Here is a 19,763-nt window from a genome sequence, read left to right as displayed (position 1 = left end):
ACCTGCGCGAATCGGCCGACCGGTTCGCGCGCATGGCCGAGGAGCTGGAAAGCATCCGCGAGCGGGCCGCGCTGACGCTGCGCACCGCGCGGCTGCTGGGCGGGGCCGACCGCGTCTATCACCGGCCGGATGTGCCGGCGGCGATCCTCGACCGCGCCCGCGCCGATGCCGCGCGCATCGCCTGTGCCGCCGCCCCCGCCGATCCGGGGCCGGGCCTGTCGCTCGATCTGGCGATGCACGAACCGGGGGAGGATAAGTGAGCTCGTTCGCGATCATCGTCGGGGCCGAAGGCGCGGAGCAGCTGGCGCTTGAGGACGGCATCGCCCGGCTCGACGGGGCGCAGCTCGCCTGGCTGCACCTGCACGGCATCAGCGAGGCCACGCGCAGCCAGCTTGGCGACGGGCTCGGCCTGCCCGATCTGGTCGTCGGCGCGCTGACCGCGGTCGAGACGCGGCCGCGCTGCGACGGCATTGGCGATGGTGCGCTCATCAACCTGCGCACGCTTGCGCCCGAACGGACGACCGACGCCGATGCGCTGGTGTCGATCCGCGTGTGGACCGAGCGCGGCCGGATCGTGTCGGTCACGCGCCATCACATTGACGGGCTGGACCGGATGCGCACGGCGATGCTGGGCGGTCTGGTCCGCGATCCGGGCGATTTCGTCGCCATGCTGGCCGATGCGATCACCGACGATCTCGATCCGCACATCGCAGCGCTTGGCGACATGCTCGACGATTGCGAGCTGATGCTCGACGCGCGCCGGGCCTTTGCGCTGCGCCGCGACATTGCCCGCGTCCGCGCCGAGGCGATCGAATATCGCCGCTTCGTCGCGCCCCAGCGTCAGGCGCTGGAACGGCTGGCGGCGCTCGACTGTGCGTGGCTGGAAAATGACGACCGGCTGCACCTGCGCGAATCGGCCGACCGGTTCGCGCGCATGGCCGAGGAGCTGGAAAGCATCCGCGAGCGGGCCGCGCTGACGTCCGAACAGATTACCGACCTCAGGGCCGAATTGCTCGACACGCGCTCGCTGTGGATCTCGATCGTCGCGCTGATCTTCCTGCCGCTGACCTTTCTGACCGGCCTGCTGGGCATGAATGTCGACGGCATCCCCTTTGCGCACGAACGCTGGGCATTCTGGGGCGTGGTCGGCGTGTGCGCGGCGCTGGCGGCCGGCACCTTCGCCTGGTTCATGCGCTCGCGCTGGCTGCGCTGAGCCGCAGCAACTCGGCGCGCACCGCGGCAAGCTCCGCACGCACCTCGCCCAGCTCGATCGCGCGCTGCACGATCCGCGCGTCGAGCGCTTCATTGGCCCGACGCAGTGCCGCGATCGTCCGCGCCCGCTCAAGCGTACGGGCGATGCGCGCCCCCAGCACCTCAAAGGCAAATGGCTTGACGATCCAGTCATCCGCGCCCGCCGCCACGGCGTCGAGCGCCGCGCCATTGTCGCTCCGCCCGGTCATCAGCATCACCGGCGTCGTCGCCGTCGCCGATCCGGCGCGGATCTCGCGCAGCGTCGCCAGCCCCGACAGGCCGGGCAGATCCATGGCGAGCAGCACCAGATCGAACCGCCGTGCCTGCATCAGGTCGAGCGCCTCCAGCCCGGTTTCGCTCAGCGACACGCGGTAGCCCATGCGGGTCAGCCGCTTGCCCATCAGCTGCAAGACGGTGCGGCTGTCATCGACGACCAGCAGGCTGGGCGTGTCGGGCGCGATGCGGTCGACCGCAGCTTCGGGGCTGAACAGATCCATCACGGCCGCCCTACACAAGGATGGTTAAGGATCGGGAAACCAGCCGGGCCGGAGGCGGCGGCGGGGCTTGCGTCGCCCGGCCGGCATGCGCATGCATGGGCGATGGCCTCTCCCGCTTCCCGCCCGATGCGGCTCGCCACGCTTGCCGCCGGCATCGGCGTGGGCGCGGCGCTCATCCTGTGGCCCGTTTATGCGCTGCTCCAGTCGCCCTTTTACTGGCCGTTCGTCGCGGCGCTGGCGCTTGGCTGTGCGGGCGGCACCGCGATCCTCGTGCTGGCGGCGCTCGACCTGCTGCTGGTCACGCGCAGCCGGCGCGTGCGCCCGGCCCGCGCCTTCGACCTGCTGCTCGGCCTCGGCATCATCGTGCCGGCGGGTGGCGCGCTGATGAGCCTGCTCGGCTAAAAGCATTTTCGAGCCGGGCGGACACGCCCGGCGGCGTGTTTTGCGCCCGCCCCGGGCATCCCAGCCCCCCGACATCAAAGCGAAACGGCCGCCCCCTCGCTGAGGGGACGGCCGTTCATGTCGATCAGGCCGGTCAGGGGCACGCGTCGCATGCCCCTGTGCCGTGCCCGGCTCAATCGTTCAGATAATCGCCGGCGGCGGCGTCGCTGCCGTCACCCGACACCACGACTTCGCCCAGCGGATCATCGCCGCTGTCGTCCTGGACCGGACGGGTCAGCTCGGCCGCATGCTCTTCGGCCGCATTGTGCGGCGCGACCAGAGCGGCCTGCCAGTTGCGCTGCGCGGCGCGGAGCGCGGCGTCGCGGCTGGACGCGGCCACCCGCAGGCGGTTCATGCCCGCCCCGGTGCCCGCCGGGATCAGCCGGCCGACGATCACATTCTCCTTCAGGCCGATCAGCGTGTCGGTCTTGCCCTGCACCGCTGCCTCGGTCAGCACCCGGGTCGTTTCCTGGAACGACGCGGCCGAGATGAAGCTGCGGGTCTGGAGCGAGGCCTTGGTGATGCCGAGCAGCACCGGCTTGCCTTCCGCCGGGCGCTGGCCCGGGAGAAGCTTGGCGTTGAGCTCGTCCATTTCCTCGCGGTCGACCTGTTCGCCCGGCAGCAGCGTGGTGTCGCCCGCCTCGGTGATCTCGACCTTCTGCAGCATCTGACGAACGATCGTCTCGATGTGCTTGTCGTTGATCTTCACGCCCTGAAGTCGGTAGACTTCCTGGATTTCCGAGACGAGATATTCGGCCAGCGGCTCGATGCCCAGCACTTCCAGAATGTCGTGCGGGTCGGGCGAGCCGGCGATCAGATTGTCGCCGCGCTTGACGTAATCGCCTTCCTGGACGTCGATCACCTTCGACTTCGGCACCAGATATTCGACGACTTCGCCGCCATCATCCGGCTGGATGCCGATCTTGCGCTTGGCCTTGTAATCCTTGCCGAATACGACACGGCCCGAGACCTTGGCGATGATCGCATTTTCCTTGGGCTTGCGCGCTTCGAACAGCTCGGCGACGCGCGGCAGACCCCCGGTGATGTCGCGGGTCTTGGCGGCTTCGCGCGACACGCGGGCGAGCACGTCGCCGGCCTGCACGGTCTGGCCGTCATCGACCGACAGCATGGCGCCCGGCGACAGCATATAGCGTGCCGCCTCGCCCGAGCCTTCGTCGAGCAGGGTGATGCGCGGACGCAGATCTTCCTTCGACTTGGACGCGCCGCGATTTTCGGTGACGACGCGCTGGGTGATCCCGGTCGCTTCGTCGGCCTGTTCGGTGAGCGTCTTGCCGTCGATCAGGTCCTGGAACTTCACGATCCCGGCCTTTTCGGTGATGACCGGCATGGTGAAGGGATCCCATTCCGCGATCCGCTCGCCCTTCTTCAGCTCCTGGCCGTCCTTGGCGATCAGATTGGCGCCATAGGGGATGCGGTGCACGGCACGCTCGCGGCCATCGGCGTCGATGATCGCGATTTCGCCGTTGCGGGCCAGCGCGATGGTGCGGCCGCGGCTGTCGACGATGGTCGGCAGGTCGCGATATTCCAGCCGGCCGTCGCTGACCGCATCGAGGTTCGACTGCTCGTTGAGCTGCGCCGCGCCGCCGATGTGGAAGGTGCGCATCGTCAGCTGGGTGCCCGGCTCGCCGATCGACTGGGCGGCGATCACGCCGACCGCCTCACCGATATTGACCGGCGTCCCGCGCGCCAGATCGCGGCCATAGCATTTGGCGCACACGCCCTGCTTGGATTCGCAGATCAGCGGCGAACGGATGCGGACCGACTGGATGCCGATCTCCTCGATCCGCGCAACCATCGGCTCATCGAGCAGCACGCCCGATTCCACGATCACGTCGCCGGTCTTGGGATCGACAATGTCCTCGGCCGTGGTGCGGCCCAGAACGCGCTCGCCCAGCGACGCGATGGTCGCGCCGCCCTGGATGATCGCCTTCATCTCGAGCGCGCGCTCGGTGCCGCAATCCTCTTCGATGACGACGCAGTCCTGGCTGACATCGACGAGACGGCGGGTCAGATAGCCCGAGTTCGCGGTCTTGAGCGCGGTGTCGGCCAGACCCTTGCGGGCGCCATGGGTCGAGTTGAAATATTCAAGGACGGTCAGGCCTTCCTTGAAGTTCGAGATGATCGGCGTTTCGATGATCTCGCCCGACGGCTTGGCCATCAGGCCGCGCATGCCGGCCAGCTGCTTCATCTGCGCCTGCGAACCGCGGGCGCCCGAATGGGCCATCATGTAGATCGAGTTGATCGGCGCCAGCCGGCCATCGGCCTGCTTCGGCGTCGCCTTGATCTCGTCCATCATCGCGTTGGCGACCTGATCGCCGCAGCGCGACCAGGCGTCGATCACCTTGTTGTACTTTTCCTGCTGGGTGATCAGGCCGTCCTGATATTGCTGCTCATAATCCTTCACCAGCGCGCGGGTCTCTTCGACCAGCTGCTCCTTGGCGGACGGAATGATCATGTCGTCCTTGCCGAACGAGATGCCGGCCTTGAACGCGTGGCGGAAGCCCAGCGCCATGATCGCATCGGCGAACAGCACCGTCTCCTTCTGGCCGGTGTGGCGATAGACGATGTCGATGACGTCGCCGATCTCCTTCTTGGTCAGCAGGCGGTTGACGGTTTCGAACGGCACCTTGTGGCTCTTGGGCAGCGTCTCGCCGAGCAGCATGCGGCCCGGCGTCGTCTCGACGCGCTTCATGTAGCTGTTGCCCTGCTCGTCGGTCTGGGGCACGCGGCTGATGATCTTGCTGTGCAGCGTCACCGCACCGGCATCGAGCGCCTGATGCACTTCGGCCATGCCGGACATCAGCATGCCTTCGCCCGGCTCGCCCTCGCGCTCCATCGACAGATAATAGAGCCCCAGCACCATGTCCTGCGACGGCACGATGATCGGCTTGCCGTTGGCGGGCGACAGGATGTTGTTGGTCGACATCATCAGGACGCGCGCTTCCAGCTGCGCCTCGAGGCTCAGCGGCACGTGCACGGCCATCTGGTCGCCGTCAAAGTCGGCGTTGAACGCAGAGCAGACCAGCGGGTGGAGCTGGATCGCCTTGCCCTCGATCAGCACCGGCTCGAACGCCTGGATGCCGAGGCGGTGGAGCGTCGGCGCGCGGTTGAGCAGCACCGGATGCTCGCGGATCACCTCGTCCAGAATGTCCCAGACTTCCTTGCGCTCCTTCTCGACCCACTTCTTCGCCTGTTTGAGGGTCATCGACAGACCCTTGGCGTCGAGGCGGGCATAGATGAACGGCTTGAACAGCTCGAGCGCCATCTTCTTGGGCAGGCCGCACTGGTGCAGCTTGAGTTCCGGGCCGGTCACGATGACCGAACGGCCCGAATAGTCGACGCGCTTGCCGAGCAGGTTCTGACGGAAGCGGCCCTGCTTGCCCTTGAGCATGTCGGACAGCGACTTGAGCGGACGCTTGTTGGCGCCGGTGATGGTGCGGCCGCGCCGGCCATTGTCGAACAGCGCATCGACCGCTTCCTGCAGCATGCGCTTTTCGTTGCGCACGATGATGTCGGGCGCGCGCAGCTCCATCAGCCGCTTCAGACGGTTGTTGCGGTTGATGACGCGGCGATACAGGTCATTCAGGTCCGACGTCGCGAACCGGCCGCCGTCGAGCGGCACCAGCGGGCGCAGTTCGGGCGGGATGACGGGCACGACGTTCAGGATCATCCATTCCGGACGGTTGCCCGAATCGATGAAGCTTTCGACGACCTTCAGCCGCTTGATGATCTTCTTGGGCTTCAGCTCCGACTTGGTCTCGGCCAGCTCCTTGAGCAGCTGCTCGCGCTCGCCCTCAAGGTCGAGGCTTTCGAGCATGATGCGCACCGCTTCCGCGCCGATGCCGGCGGAGAAGGCGTCCTCGCCATATTCGTCCTGCGCGGCGAGCAGCTCGTCCTCGGTCAGCAGCTGATAGCGCTCAAGCGGGGTCAGGCCCGGCTCGATCACCACATAGGCTTCGAAATAGAGGATGCGCTCCAGCTGCTTGAGCTGCATGTCGAGCAGCAGGCCGATGCGGCTCGGCAGCGACTTCAGGAACCAGATATGGGCAACCGGCGCGGCCAGTTCGATATGGCCCATGCGCTCGCGGCGGACCTTGGACACGGTCACTTCCACGCCGCACTTTTCGCAGACAATGCCCTTGTACTTCATGCGCTTGTACTTGCCGCACAGGCACTCATAGTCCTTGATCGGACCGAAGATGCGGGCGCAGAACAGGCCGTCGCGTTCGGGCTTGAACGTCCGGTAGTTGATCGTCTCGGGCTTCTTGATCTCGCCGAACGACCAGCTGCGGATGCGCTCGGGCGAGGCGATGCCGATCTGGATCTGGTCGAACGTCTCCGGCTTGGTCAGCGGATTGGCGAAAGCGGTCATCTCGTTCATTTTTTGCTCCGGTCCCCCTGCCGGCGGCGCGGCAGGGGCTCAATATGGGCAAATCGTTGCGGGCATGGGGCGGGGCGGCCGGGCCGCCCCGCTCTGTCCCCGCTTATTCGGCGGCCTTGGCGAAATCCTCGTCCTGGTCGGAATCCGACATGGACGCGAGTTCGACATTGAGGCCGAGCGAGCGCATTTCCTTGACGAGCACGTTGAAGCTCTCGGGGATGCCGGCCTCGAACGTATCGTCGCCCTTGACGATCGCCTCATAGACCTTGGTGCGGCCGACCACGTCGTCCGACTTCACCGTCAGCATTTCCTGCAGCGTGTAGGCGGCGCCATAAGCCTGGAGCGCCCAGACCTCCATTTCCCCGAAACGCTGGCCGCCGAACTGCGCCTTGCCGCCCAGCGGCTGCTGGGTGACGAGCGAGTACGGCCCGATCGAGCGCGCATGGATCTTGTCGTCGACCAGATGGTGCAGCTTGAGCATGTAAATATAGCCCACCGTCACCTTGCGGTCGAACGCCTCGCCAGTGCGGCCGTCATACAGGGTCGACTGGCCCGAGGTGTTGTAGCCGGCAAGCGCCAGCATGTCCGACACATCGGCTTCGCGCGCACCGTCGAACACCGGGGTCGCCATCGGCACGCCGCCCTTGAGCAGCTGCGCCATTTCGACGATTTCCTCGTCCGACCGGGCACCGATTTCGGCGACGTAATTCTCGCCGTAAACCAGCTTCATCCGCTCGCGCACCGCATCGGGCGGAGCGACGACCTGACCCTTGGGATTGGCCTCGCGCCAGGTTTCCAGCGCCTCGGCGATCTGCTTGCCAAGGCCGCGCGCGGCCCAGCCCAGATGCGTCTCGAAGATCTGGCCGACATTCATGCGGCTCGGCACGCCCAGCGGGTTGAGCACGATGTCGACATGCGTGCCGTCTTCGAGGAACGGCATGTCCTCAATCGGCAGGATGCGCGAGATGACGCCCTTGTTGCCGTGACGGCCGGCCATCTTGTCGCCCGGCTGCAGCTTGCGCTTCACCGCGACGAACACCTTGACCATCTTGAGCACGCCCGGCGGCAGCTCGTCGCCCCGCTCCAGCTTCTCGCGCCGATCCTCGAATTTGTCCTGGATCAGCTTGGCGGCCTCGTCATACTGGGCCTTGACCGCTTCGAGATCGGCCTGGACCCGGTCGTCGGCAACCGCGAACTTCCACCATTCATGGCGTTCGACCTGCTCGAGCAGCTCGGCGTCGATCTCGACCCCCTTCTTCACGCCCTTGGGTGCGGCGGTCGCGGTCTGGCCGATCAGCATGTCGCGCAGGCGCGACCAGGTCGCGCGGTTGAGGATGCCGCGCTCGTCGTCGGCGTCCTTCTTCAGCCGCTCGATCTCCTCGCGCTCGATCGCCATCGCGCGCTCGTCCTTGTCGATGCCGTGGCGGTTGAACACCCGCACCTCGACAACGGTGCCGGCAACGCCCGGCGGCAGGCGCAGCGACGTGTCGCGCACGTCCGACGCCTTTTCACCGAAGATGGCGCGGAGCAGCTTTTCCTCCGGCGTCATCGGGCTCTCGCCCTTGGGCGTGATCTTGCCGACCAGAATGTCGCCCGGCTCGACCTCGGCACCGATATAGACGATGCCCGCCTCGTCGAGGTTGCGCAGCGCTTCCTCGCCGACATTCGGGATATCGCGGGTGATGTCTTCCGGCCCGAGCTTGGTGTCGCGGGCCATCACCTCGAACTCTTCGATATGGATCGAGGTGAAGACGTCGTCCTTCACGATCCGTTCGGAGATCAGGATCGAGTCTTCATAGTTATAGCCGTTCCACGGCATGAACGCGACGAGCGCGTTGCGGCCAAGCGCCAGCTCGCCGAACTCGGTCGACGGGCCGTCGGCGATGATGTCGCCGGCGCTCACCACATCGCCCACCTTCACCAGCGGACGCTGGTTGATGCAGGTGTTCTGGTTCGACCGCTGGAACTTCATCAGCGTGTAGATGTCGACGCCCGACTTGCCGGCCTCGACCTCCCCGGTCGCGCGCACGACGATGCGGGTCGCATCGACCTGATCGACGATGCCCGACCGCTTGGCGGCGATGGCCGCGCCCGAATCGCGGGCGACGGTTTCTTCCATGCCGGTGCCGACGAACGGCGCTTCGGCGCGAACAAGCGGCACCGCCTGGCGCTGCATGTTCGAGCCCATCAGCGCGCGGTTGGCGTCGTCATTTTCCAGGAACGGAATCAGCGACGCGGCGACCGACACCAGCTGCTTGGGGCTGACGTCCATCAGCGTGATGATGTCGGGCGTCGCCATCAGGAACTCGCCGGCCTGACGGGCGGAGATCAGCTCCTCGACAAAGCGGCCTTCGGCATCCAGCTCGGCATTGGCCTGCGCGATGGTGTGCTTGGCCTCTTCCATCGCCGACAGATAGACGACCTCGTCCGACACCTTGCCGTCGAGCACGCGGCGATAGGGCGTTTCGATGAAGCCATATTTGTTGACCCGGCTGAAGCTCGCCAGCGAGTTGATCAGGCCGATGTTCGGGCCTTCCGGCGTTTCGATCGGGCAGATGCGGCCATAATGGGTCGGATGGACGTCGCGGACCTCGAAGCCCGCGCGCTCGCGGGTGAGACCGCCCGGCCCGAGGGCGGACACGCGGCGCTTGTGCGTCACTTCCGACAGCGGGTTGGTCTGGTCCATGAACTGCGACAGCTGCGACGAACCGAAGAACTCGCGCACCGCGGCGACCGCGGGCTTGGCGTTGATCAGGTCGTTCGGCATCACCGTCGACACATCGACCGACGACATGCGTTCCTTGACCGCACGCTCCATGCGCAGCAGGCCGACGCGATACTGGTTTTCCAGCAGCTCGCCCACCGAACGCACGCGGCGGTTGCCGAGATTGTCGATGTCGTCGATTTCGCCCTTGCCGTCCTTCAGGTCGACGAGCGTCTTGACGACCGCGAGGATATCCTCGGTGCGCAGCGTCGTCACCGTATCCGGGCAGTCGAGCTCGAGACGCATGTTGAGCTTCACGCGGCCGACGGCCGACAGGTCATAGCGCTCGGGATCGAAGAACAGGCCGGCGAACAGCGCCTCGGCGGTCTCGCGCGTCGGCGGCTCGCCGGGGCGCATGACGCGGTAGATGTCGGACAGCGCCTGGTCGCGCTCCTCGGCCTTGTCGGCCTTGAGCGTGTTGCGGATCCACGGGCCGGTGTTGACATGATCGATGTCGAGCAGTTCGACCCGGTCGAGCCCGGCGCGGTCGAGCTTGTCGAGATTTTCGGGCGACACCTCGTCGCCCGCCTCGATATAGATCTCGCCGGTCGTCTCGTTGATCAGGTCGAGCGCCGAATAGCGGCCGAAGATTTCCTCGGTCGGGATCAGCAGCATCGCCAGCCCGTCCTTGGCCGCCTTGTTGGCGGCGCGCGGCGTGATCTTCTGGCCGGCGGCGAAGACGATCTCGCCGGTGTCGCCGTTGACGACGTCGAACGCCGGCTTCTGCCCGCGCCACGCCTCGGCGACGAAGGGCACCTTCCAGCCGCCCTCGCCGCGCACCCAGGTGACGGTCGAGTAGAAATGGTTAAGGATCTGCTCGCCGTTCAGGCCCAGCGCATAGAGCAGGCTGGTGACCGGCAGCTTGCGCTTGCGGTCGATGCGGACGTTGACGATGTCCTTGGCATCGAACTCGAAATCGAGCCACGAGCCGCGATAGGGAATGACGCGCGCGGCGAACAGATATTTGCCCGAAGCATGGGTCTTGCCGCGATCATGGTCGAACAGCACGCCCGGCGAACGGTGCATCTGGCTGACGATCACGCGCTCGGTGCCGTTGACGATGAACGTGCCGTTCTCCGTCATCAGCGGCATGTCGCCCATGTAAACGTCCTGCTCCTTGATATCGAGCACGGAGCGCGATTCGGTATCGGGATCGACCTCGAACACGATCAGGCGCAGCGTCACGCGCATCGGCGCAGCATAGGTGATGCCGCGCTGGCGGCATTCGTCGGTGTCGTATTTCGGCGCTTCCAGCTCGTAATGGACGAAGTCCAGCTCGGCGGTGCCGGCAAAGTCGCGGATCGGGAACACGCTGCGCAGCGTCTTTTCCAGCCCCGACACATAGCCGGTCGCCGGATCGGAGCGCAGGAACTGCTCATAGCTTTCGCGCTGCACCTCGATCAGGTTCGGCATCTGCACCACTTCGTGGATGTTGCCGAAAACCTTGCGGATGCGCTTGGTCGCGCCGCCAGCCGAAGCCGGAACTGCCTTGCTTGCCATGGGTAAGTGCTTGCCTCGCCGTTAGAATGCGAACGCGCAGCCGACACGAAAAGCCGCGCACCCCGCAACCGGGGTGGCAGCTTCAAGCGTCAGGCAGCCCGCTCTTTCCATTCGTCCGGCACGCTGCGCTCAGGCGTGCCATGTCCCGAAAGGGCGGGCAGAGCTCGGTCGTATAGAATGGCGGGACGGCGCTGTCCAGCCGCCGCCCCCCGCGCCTGCTCAATGTATCACAGGATATAACGCGACAGATCGGTGTCGCGGGCGATGCCGGCCAGCTGCGCCTCGACATAGGCCGCGTCGATCAGCACCGTCTCGCCGCCGCGATCCTCGGCCTCGAAGCTCAGGGTTTCGAGCAGCCTTTCCATCACCGTCTGCAGCCGCCGCGCGCCGATATTCTCGACCTGGCCATTCACCTCGGCGGCGATGCGCGCGATCGCGGCGATGCCGTCGGCGGTGAAGTCGATCGCCACCCCTTCGGTCGCCAGCAGCGCCTTATACTGGGCGGGCAGCGACGCCTTGGTGTCCGACAGGATGGCGACGAAATCGGCCTCGCTCAGCCCTTTCAGCTCGACGCGGATCGGCAGCCGGCCTTGCAGCTCGGGCAGCAGGTCGCTGGGCTTGGCGACATGAAACGCGCCCGAGGCGATGAACAGGATATGGTCGGTCTTCATCGGCCCATATTTGGTCGCGACCGTCGTTCCCTCGATCAGCGGCAGCAGGTCGCGCTGCACGCCTTCGCGGCTCACCGATCCGCCGCGCACATCGGACACAGCGATCTTGTCGATCTCGTCGATGAACACGATGCCGTTCGCCTCGGCATCGGCGATCGCGGCGCGGTTCAGCTCGTCCTGGTCGAGGCGGCGGTCGGCCTCTTCCTCGATCAATTTGTCCCACGCTGCGCGGACGCCGAGCTTGCGGCGCTTGAGCTGGCCGCCGCCCATCGCGCGCGACATCAGGTCGGACAGGTTGATCATCCCCATCTGCCCGCCCATGCCCGGCACGTCGAGCGGCATTTGCGGCTGGTGCGCCAGTTCGATCTCGATCTCCTTGTCGTCGAGATGCCCGTCCTCGAAGCGCTGGCGAAAGGCGCTGCGCGTCGCCTCGCTCGCATCCTTGCCGGTCAGCGCGTCGAGCAGCCGCGCCATCGCCGCGGCTTCGGCCTTGTCCTTGACGGCAAGGCGGCGGCGCTCCTTTTCCAGCCGGATCGCCTCTTCGACCAGATCGCGCGCAATCTGTTCGACGTCGCGGCCGACATAGCCGACCTCGGTGAACTTGGTCGCCTCCACCTTGACGAACGGGGCATCGGCCAGCCGGGCGAGGCGGCGGCTGATCTCGGTCTTGCCGCAGCCGGTCGGCCCGATCATCAGAATGTTCTTGGGCGTCACCTCGTCGCGCAGCTCGGGGCCGAGCTGCTGCCGCCGCCAGCGGTTGCGCAGCGCAACCGCGACCGCGCGCTTGGCCTCGGCCTGGCCGATGATGTGCGCGTCGAGCGCGCCGACAATCGCCTTGGGGGTAAGCTTGTCCTGCATGGTCCGTCCTGGCCGCCGGGCGGCCGCAAATGATGGGATTGGAAAAGTGACGCCGGGTCAGGCCGCGCTGGCGAGGCTTTCGACGGTCAGCTGGTCGTTGGTGTAGACGCAGATGTCCGCCGCCACCGCCATGGCGCGGCGGGCGAGCGCTTCGGCATCGGGTTCGTAATCGGCCAGCGCGCGCGCGGCGGCGAGCGCATATTGACCGCCCGATCCGATCGCCGCGATCCCGCCCACCGGTTCGAGCACATCGCCATTGCCGGTCAGGATCAGCGTCACATCCTTGTCGGCGACGATCATCAGCGCTTCCAGATTGCGCAGATATTTGTCGGTCCGCCAGTCCTTGGCCAGCTCGACCGCGGCGCGCAGCAGCTGGCCGTGATGCGTCTCCAGCTTGCGCTCCAGCCGCTCGAACAAGGTGAACGCGTCGGCGGTCGCGCCGGCAAAACCACCGATCACCGATCCGTCGTGCAGCCGCCTGACCTTGCGGGCATTGGGCTTCATCACCGTCTGGCCCATCGACACCTGACCGTCGCCGATCACCACCACCCGGCCGCCCCGGCGCACGCTCAGGATGGTCGTGCCGTGCCAGACAGGTCCGTTTTGTTGCTGTGCTTCCATGCCCGGCGATATGGGGCAGCGGCGCGGTTCTGCAACGGCTGCCGATTTGCGGACTCGCCTTTGCCGGCATTTGCCCGCAAGAAGGGCCGTTTCGTGTCTTTGGGGGGCTGTTCCAGCCAATGTCTCGTCTGCTGATCGGCCTGGCCGGGATCATCGTCATTCTCGGCCTGGCGGTGCTATTGTCTGCAAACCGGCGCGCGATCCGCCCGCGCGTCGTCGGGTCCGCCTTCGCGCTTCAGGCCGGGATCGCGGTGCTTGTCCTCTATGTCCCCGCCGGGCGGGCGGTGATCGAGGCGCTGTCGCGCGGCGTGTCCAACCTGCTCGGCTATGCCAGCGACGGCACCCGGCTGCTGTTCGGCAATCTGGCGAGCGATCCGAAGTTCGGCACCGCCTTTGCGATTTCCGGCCTGCCGGTGATCATCTTCTTCGCCGCGCTGATCGCGGTGCTCTATCACCTGCGGGTGATGCCGTTCGTCATCCGCTGGGTCGGCGGGGCGATCGAGCGCGTGACCGGCGTGTCCAAGGTCGAATCGCTGTGCGCGGCCGCCAACATCTTTGTCGGCCAGTCGGAATCGCCGCTGGTGATCCGCCCCTATCTCGCCGCCCTCACCCCGTCGCAGCTATTTGCCGTCATGTCGGTCGGCATGGCGGGCGTCGCGGGCACGATCCTTGCCGCCTATGCCAGCTTTCTGGGGCCGGAATCGCTGCCCTATCTGCTGGCGGCATCGTTCATGGCCGCCCCCGGCGGGCTGCTGATGGCCAAGATCGTGATGCCCGACGAACGCGGCCCCGCCGATCCGGTCGCCGTGGAAGACGAGGTGATCGCCGCGGTCGAGGCGCATGAGGAAGAGGAAGAGGCCGCGAACATCATCATGGCCGCCGCCATGGGCGCGCAGACCGGGGTGCGCATCGCGGTCGCGGTCGGCGCGATGGTGCTGGCCTTTGTTGCGCTGGTCGCGCTGGCCAATGGCATATTGGGCGGGATTGGCGGCTGGTTCGGCTATCCGGGGCTGAGCTTTCAGGGCGTGCTCGGCCTGTTGTTCGCGCCGCTGATGGTGCTGATCAACATCCCCTGGTCCGAAGCGCAGGCGGCGGGCGGGCTGCTCGGCACCAAGATCGTGCTCAACGAGTTCGTGGCGTTCATCGATCTGGGGCAGGCGACCGCGTTCAGCGACCGCAGCCGCGCGATCATCACCTTCGTGCTGTGCGGCTTTGCGAACTTCAGCTCGATCGCCATCCAGATGGCCGCGACCGGCAGCCTTGCGCCCAATCAGCGGCCGCTGATTGCCAAGCTTGGCGTGCGCGCGGTGATTGCCGGCACGCTCGCCAATCTGATGTCGGCGGCGCTGGCCGGGATCCTGCTGCCCTGATCCGGCGGCGCCCGGCCGTCAGTCGCCGAAGCGCGCCGGGGCCGGCGACACGGTGACGAGCGTGCCGGGGCCGACCTCCTGCACCTCGAGCGCGCGTTCGGCGACCCCGTCGCGGCCGAAGCGGAACGCGCCATCGATGCCGGCAAAGCCGCCCTGGTCGGTCAGCCGCGCGACCGGGAAAGGCTGGCCGACGCGCCAGTCCTGCGCGATGCGGGTGACGAGCAGCACGGCATCATAGCCCATCGACGCGATCCGGTAGGGCGCGGTCTGATACCGGGCGCGGTATTTGGCGGCGAGCTGCGCATACAGCCCGTCGGACACGCTGGCGAACCATGCGCCGGCGAGCGGCGTCATCGCGGTCAGCCCGGTTTCGGCATTCCACAGCTCGGTGCCGAGCAGCCGGGCCTCGGTGGCCCCGGCCTTGCGGATCAGCGGCGCGGCCTGCACGGCGATGCGCCCGCCATCGGCGATCAGCACAGCATCATAGGCGCTGCCCCGGCCAAGCCGGGTCACCGCCGCCGCCAGCCCGCCCCGGCTGCGGTCGAAGCTTTGCAGCGACACCACCTGCCCGCCCGCGCTTTCGACCGCGCGCAGAAACGCGGTCCCTGCGCGGTCGCCATAAACCCCGGTCGGCGTCAGCCCGGCAAAGCGGGTCGCACCGCGCGCCCGCGCGAACCGCACGACCCGGTCGATCGACTGGGCCGGGGAATAGCCCATGACGAAGGTGCCGCCGCCGGCAATCGCGGCATCGTTGGAAAAGCTGACCAGCGGCACCCGCGCCTTCGCCGCGACCGGGGCGATCAGCCGCGCATCATCGGCAAGCAGCGGCCCCAGAATGACCTTCGCACCATCGGCAATCGCGCGTTCGGCGGCCCCGGCCGGGCCGGTCGCGGTGTCATAGACGGTCATGCGGATGCGCTTGCCGCCGGTATCGAGCACGGCAAGATTGGCGGCATTGGCGATCGACTGACCGACCGCGGCATTGGTGCCGGTCAGCGGCACCAGCAGCGCGATGCGGTGGCGGTTCTGATCGGTCGGCAGCTCTTCGGCCGCCGGGCCGGTGTCGGTCTGGGCAGGGCCGGGCGCAGGCGTCGGTGCCTGACGCTTGGGCACCATCGTCTGGCAGGCGGCAAGCGCGAACAGGCCGATGACGGGCGTGAGCCGCCCCGCCAGCATGCGCCCACCGCGTGCCGCGGACGCGCCATCGCCCTTCCCGGCCCGGCCAATCCCAGGTTGCCGCGCGGGCGCTGCCTCTGCCATGACGTTCCCCAATGTCCAACTCCCTCGAACCCGGCCTCTACATCGTCGCCACGCCGATCGGCAATCTTTCCGATCTGTCGCCGCGCGCCGCCGACATTCTTGCCCGCGCCGATCTGCTGGCGGTCGAGGACAGCCGGGTGACGGCCAAGCTGCTCCACCATATCGGGGCGAAGCGGCCGATGCTTGCCTATCACGACCACAATGCCGACCGCGTCCGGCCCGATCTGATCGCGCGCATGGCCGGGGCGGCGGTGGCGCTGGTGTCGGATGCCGGGACGCCGCTGATTTCCGATCCCGGCTACAAGCTGGTGCGCGATGCGCGCGCGGCGGGCATCGCGGTCACCACCATTCCCGGCCCCTGCGCGGCCATCGCCGCCCTGACCCTTGCCGGGCTGCCGACCGACCGGTTCTTCTTCCTCGGCTTCCTGCCCGCCAAGGCCAAGGCGCGCGCCGATGCGATTGCCGAGGTGGCGTCGGTGCGCGCGACGCTGATCCTGTATGAATCCGGACCACGCCTGTCAGCGACGCTGGCGGCGCTTGGCGAGGGGCTGGGCGACCGCGAGGCGGCGGTGGCGCGCGAAATCAGCAAAAGGTTCGAGGAATGCGTGACCGGCACGCTCGACCAGCTTGCCGCCCGCTATGCCGAACAGCCGCCCAAGGGCGAGCTGGTGATCATCGTCGCACCCCCCGGGGCCGCCGCCCCGCCCAGCGCCGATGATGCCGACGCCGCGCTGGCCGAGGCGCTGGCGCGGCTGCCGGCGGCCAAGGCGGCGGGCGAGGTCGCGCGGCGCTTCGGCCTTGACCGCAAGGCGCTTTACGCCCGGGCGCTGGCGCTGAAGCCATGAGCCGCCGCCACGCCGCCGAGGCGCGGGGACGCGCCGGGGAAGAGCGGGCAGCCTGGTATCTGCGGCTGAAGGGGTGGCAGATCCTCGACCGGCGGGTGCGCACCCCGGTGGGCGAGGTCGATCTGGTGGCGCGGCGCGGGCGGCTGGTCGCCTTTGTCGAGGTGAAGACCCGGGCGACCGACGCCGCGCTCGACCATGCGATCGACGAACGCCGCCTCGCCCGCGTGGCGGCGGCGGCCGAATATTTGCTGCCGCGCTATGCCCGCGCCGACGATGCGGTGCGGATCGACGTGCTGCTGATCGCCCCGCGCCGCCTGCCACGCCATATCGAGAATGCCTGGATCGGGTGAGGGTGGGAGGTTGTTTGTGCCGCGCCTTGCGGCGTGGGGGTGGCGCCGGGTTGTTTGTGGTGCGGCTCACGCCGCACGGGCAGCACCAGCCCGCACCCCCACCCGGCCTCCCATCGGCAGGATACACTGTGGGAGGCCGGGTGGGGGTGCGGGCCGGTGCCGTTCTTCGCAATCAAAAACACCCGGTGCCGTTCTTCCCGAACAAAAACACCCAGTGCCATTCTTCCCGACAAACAACACCCGCTGACGTGACAGGCTCCCCGCGCCGCCCTACAGCGCGCGCCAGTCAACGGAGTTTGCCGACATGTCGCTTGCGGTCGCCGTCCAGATGGACCCGCTCGATTCGATCAACATTGCAGGCGATTCGACCTTCGCCCTGATGCTGTCGGCGCAGGCGCGCGGGCACCGGCTGTTCCATTATGCGCCCGAGGATCTGAGCTATGAGGCCGGGCGCGTCTGGGCCAGCGCGCATCCGGTGACCGTGCAGCGCGTCGCCGGCAATCATTTCAGCTTTGGCGATCCGGTGCGGCTCGATCTGGGGGCCGAGGCCGATGTCGTGCTGATGCGGCAGGATCCGCCGTTCGACCTTGGCTATATCACCGCCACCCATCTGCTCGAACGCATCGCCGACCGGACGCTGGTGGTGAACGACCCGGTGCAGGTGCGCAACGCGCCCGAAAAAGTCTGGGTGCTCGATTATGCGCAGTTCATGCCGCCCACGCTGGTCACGCGCAGCGTTGCCGAGGCCAAGGCGTTTCTCGCCCGCCACGGCGAGGTGGTGGTGAAGCCGCTGCACGGCAATGGCGGCAAGGCGATCTTCCGCATCGGTGCCGATGGCGCGAACCTGTCGTCGCTGATCGAGGTGTTCAACGCCGCCTGGCGCGAGCCGCATGTCGTGCAGGCGTTCCTGCCCGGCGTGGCCGATGGCGACAAGCGCATCGTGCTCGTCGATGGCGAGGTGGCGGGCGCGGTCAACCGCCTGCCGGGCGAAGGCGAGATCCGGTCGAACCTGGCCGTGGGCGGCAAGGCGGCCAAGACCGAGCTGACGCCGCGCGAACGCGAAATCTGCGCCGCGCTCGGCCCCGAGCTGAAGCGGCGCGGGCTGCTGTTCGTCGGCATCGACGTGATCGGCGGCGAATGGCTGACCGAGATCAACGTCACCTCGCCCACCGGCATCGTCGCCATCGACCGGTTCAACGGCACCGACACCGCCGCGCGCATCTGGGATGCGATCGAGGGCAAGCTCAAATGAGCGACTGGGTGTTCGAACTGATCGACCGGGGCGGCTATCTGGGCGTCGCGCTGCTGATGTTCCTTGAAACCGTGTTCCCGCCGATACCGTCGGAAGTGATCATGCCGATCGCCGGGCTGCGCGCGGCGCAGGGGCCGATGAACCTGCCGGGCGTGATCGCGGCGGGCACGGCCGGAGCGATGCTGGGCAATTTCTTCTGGTATGCGGCCGCGCGCGTGATCGGTCTGGCGCGGTTCCGCCCGCTGATCGAGCGGCATGGCCGCTGGCTGACGATGGACTGGGGCGATGTCGAACGGGCCGAGGCGCTGTTCGGGCGGTTCGGCGGCTGGCTGGTCGGGGTCGGGCGGATGATGCCGACGATCCGGTCGATCGTGTCGGTGCCCGCCGGGCTGCTCAACATGCGGCTGCGCAGCTTCCTGATCTGGTCGACCATCGGCACGGCCGCGTGGAGCGCGGGGCTGGCAATCGCCGGCTATCTGCTCGGCCGCCGTTTCGGCCAGATCGAACAGGTGATCGGCCCGCTGTCGACCGCGGTGATCGCGCTGGTCGTGCTCACCTATGTCTGGCGGCAGGCGACATGGCGGCGGCGGCACCCGGCCGCGCCGCCCCCCGTCACGCCCGCGGATGCGCGTTCCGATACACGTCCATAAGGTGCGCCGCATCGACGGCGGTGTAGATCTGCGTCGAACTGAGGCTCTGATGGCCGAGCAGCTCCTGAAGCGCGCGCAGATCGACGCCGCGCCCGAGCAGATGGGTGGCAAAGCTATGCCTGAGCGCATGCGGCGTCGTGCGCTCGCCCAGCCCCAGCCGCGCCCGCGCCGCGCGCACCGCGCGCCTGAGCTGTGACGGCTCAAGCGGGCCGCCGCGCGCGCCCCGGAACAGCGGCAGATCACGCCCCGGCGGATGGGGACAGACGGCCAGATAGGCGTCGACCGCCGCGCGCACCGGCGCGATCAGCGGCACGATCCGCGTCTTGCCGCGCTTGCCGGTGACGGCGATGGTCGCGCCCAGCGGCAGCACCGCCCCGGTCAGCCCCAGCGCCTCGCCGATCCGCAGCCCGGCCCCGTAGAGCAGCAGCAGCACGGCCAGATCGCGCGCGCCGGTCCAGCCCCCGCGCGCCTCGGCCACGTCGCCGGCCAGCGCCACCGCCTCGTCGGGCGACACCGGCCGGGGGACGCCGGGGCGCACGCGCGGGCCGCGCAGCCGGGGCGGGTCGATCCCGAGATGCACAAGAAAGCCGCGCACCGCCGACAATTCGCGCGCCGCCGAGGCATTGCCGATCCCGTCGCCGCGCCGCAGCGCCAGAAAGGCGCGCAGATCGGCGGGCGTCAGCGCCGCGAGTTCGGCGCGGCCGACCGGGCCGCCCAGATGCCGGGCAAGAAAATCGAGCAGCCGCTCGGCCGTCGCCAGATAGGCGCGCACCGTATGCACCGACCGGCGCCGGTCGCGCCGCAGATGCGCGGCGAAGGCAGCGGCAAGGGGGTGCGCGTCGGTCATCCCGCACAGCCTGGGGGTGCGGGCCAAGCCGCGCAAGTCCCGAGGGCGGGGAGGTTGTTTGTGCCGCGCCTCTCGGCGCGGGGGCGGGTTATCTGTGGTGCGGCTCGCGCCGCACGGGCGGCACCGGCCCGCACCCCCACCCGGCCTCCCAACGGCAGGTTACGCTATGGGAGGCCGGGTGGGG

14 protein-coding genes and 1 pseudogene are annotated in these 19,763 nt (G+C 68.0%); 8 read left to right on the top strand and 7 right to left on the bottom strand.

Translation table 11 applies throughout. From position 1 onward, the window contains the following. Positions 1–260 (top strand): annotated as a pseudogene (locus OPU66_RS13600) (siroheme synthase); the annotation flags it as partial. Then, on the top strand, positions 257–1,213 hold the full coding sequence (locus OPU66_RS13595; protein ID WP_498554203.1) for a zinc transporter ZntB: 957 nt from the start codon (positions 257–259) through the stop codon (positions 1,211–1,213). The pseudogene OPU66_RS13600 and the gene OPU66_RS13595, both read left to right, overlap by 4 nt. On the opposite strand, the gene OPU66_RS13590 is transcribed toward OPU66_RS13595, so the two are convergent. Next, positions 1,188–1,748 carry a response regulator gene (locus OPU66_RS13590; protein ID WP_498554204.1) on the bottom strand — a complete coding sequence of 187 codons (561 nt, stop codon included), beginning with the start codon at positions 1,746–1,748 and terminating at the stop codon, positions 1,188–1,190. The genes OPU66_RS13595 and OPU66_RS13590 overlap by 26 nt on opposite strands. A 126-nt stretch (positions 1,749–1,874) precedes the next feature. On the opposite strand from OPU66_RS13590, the gene OPU66_RS13585 reads away from it, so the two are divergent. Then, the gene (locus OPU66_RS13585; protein ID WP_498554202.1) at positions 1,875–2,150 is read left to right on the top strand and encodes a hypothetical protein; all 276 of its coding nucleotides are present in this window, start codon (positions 1,875–1,877) and stop codon (positions 2,148–2,150) included. A 172-nt stretch (positions 2,151–2,322) separates the two neighbouring features. On the opposite strand, the gene rpoC is transcribed toward OPU66_RS13585, so the two are convergent. The 4 genes from rpoC to hslV all read right to left on the bottom strand — a co-directional run bounded on the left by rpoC (position 2,323) and on the right by hslV (position 13,005). Then, positions 2,323–6,591 (bottom strand): DNA-directed RNA polymerase subunit beta', encoded by a 4,269-nt coding sequence (gene rpoC, locus OPU66_RS13580; RefSeq protein ID WP_498554201.1) that lies wholly within the window; start codon positions 6,589–6,591, stop codon positions 2,323–2,325. A gap of 103 nt (positions 6,592–6,694) precedes the next feature. Beyond that, positions 6,695–10,855: a DNA-directed RNA polymerase subunit beta gene (gene rpoB / locus OPU66_RS13575; RefSeq protein WP_498554199.1), complete on the bottom strand. Its 4,161-nt coding sequence runs from the start codon at positions 10,853–10,855 to the stop codon at positions 6,695–6,697. A 227-nt stretch (positions 10,856–11,082) separates the two neighbouring features. Further along, positions 11,083–12,384, bottom strand: coding sequence for an ATP-dependent protease ATPase subunit HslU (gene hslU, locus OPU66_RS13570; RefSeq protein WP_498554198.1), 1,302 nt, complete (start codon positions 12,382–12,384; stop codon positions 11,083–11,085). 57 nt (positions 12,385–12,441) lie between these two features. Next, complete coding sequence (gene hslV / locus OPU66_RS13565) at positions 12,442–13,005, bottom strand: ATP-dependent protease subunit HslV (protein ID WP_498554197.1); 564 nt, start codon at positions 13,003–13,005, stop codon at positions 12,442–12,444. Positions 13,006–13,124: 119 nt separating this feature from the next. Here hslV and OPU66_RS13560 point away from each other — a divergent pair, with 119 nt between their 5' ends. Further along, the gene (locus OPU66_RS13560; RefSeq protein WP_498554196.1) at positions 13,125–14,375 is read left to right on the top strand and encodes a NupC/NupG family nucleoside CNT transporter; all 1,251 of its coding nucleotides are present in this window, start codon (positions 13,125–13,127) and stop codon (positions 14,373–14,375) included. Between the two features lie 18 nt (positions 14,376–14,393). Here OPU66_RS13560 and OPU66_RS13555 read toward each other — a convergent pair whose 3' ends face one another. Next, positions 14,394–15,551, bottom strand: coding sequence for a penicillin-binding protein activator (locus tag OPU66_RS13555; protein ID WP_498554195.1), 1,158 nt, complete (start codon positions 15,549–15,551; stop codon positions 14,394–14,396). A gap of 95 nt (positions 15,552–15,646) precedes the next feature. Here OPU66_RS13555 and rsmI point away from each other — a divergent pair, with 95 nt between their 5' ends. From rsmI to OPU66_RS13535, 4 genes are all read left to right on the top strand, one after another. Next, a complete protein-coding gene (gene rsmI / locus OPU66_RS13550; protein WP_498554194.1) occupies positions 15,647–16,480 on the top strand; it encodes a 16S rRNA (cytidine(1402)-2'-O)-methyltransferase in 834 nt (277 codons plus the stop codon). After that, positions 16,477–16,830 carry a YraN family protein gene (locus OPU66_RS13545; protein ID WP_498554193.1) on the top strand — a complete coding sequence of 118 codons (354 nt, stop codon included), beginning with the start codon at positions 16,477–16,479 and terminating at the stop codon, positions 16,828–16,830. Before rsmI ends, OPU66_RS13545 begins: the two co-directional genes overlap by 4 nt. Before the next feature lie 304 nt (positions 16,831–17,134). Continuing rightward, positions 17,135–18,082 carry a glutathione synthase gene (gene gshB, locus OPU66_RS13540; protein ID WP_498554192.1) on the top strand — a complete coding sequence of 316 codons (948 nt, stop codon included), beginning with the start codon at positions 17,135–17,137 and terminating at the stop codon, positions 18,080–18,082. Next, positions 18,079–18,732, top strand: coding sequence for a DedA family protein (locus OPU66_RS13535; protein WP_498554191.1), 654 nt, complete (start codon positions 18,079–18,081; stop codon positions 18,730–18,732). The genes gshB and OPU66_RS13535 overlap by 4 nt, the downstream gene beginning before the upstream one ends. Here OPU66_RS13535 and OPU66_RS13530 read toward each other — a convergent pair. Further along, positions 18,695–19,579: a tyrosine recombinase XerC gene (locus OPU66_RS13530; protein ID WP_498554190.1), complete on the bottom strand. Its 885-nt coding sequence runs from the start codon at positions 19,577–19,579 to the stop codon at positions 18,695–18,697. The two genes, OPU66_RS13535 and OPU66_RS13530, sit on opposite strands and share 38 nt — an antisense overlap. Between the last annotated feature and the right edge of the window lie 184 nt (positions 19,580–19,763).

Source organism: Sphingomonas sp. URJC2 (assembly GCF_059803575.1).
The sequence above is the reverse complement of the archived record's forward strand: the minus strand, read 5'-3'. Positions and strand labels throughout refer to the sequence as shown.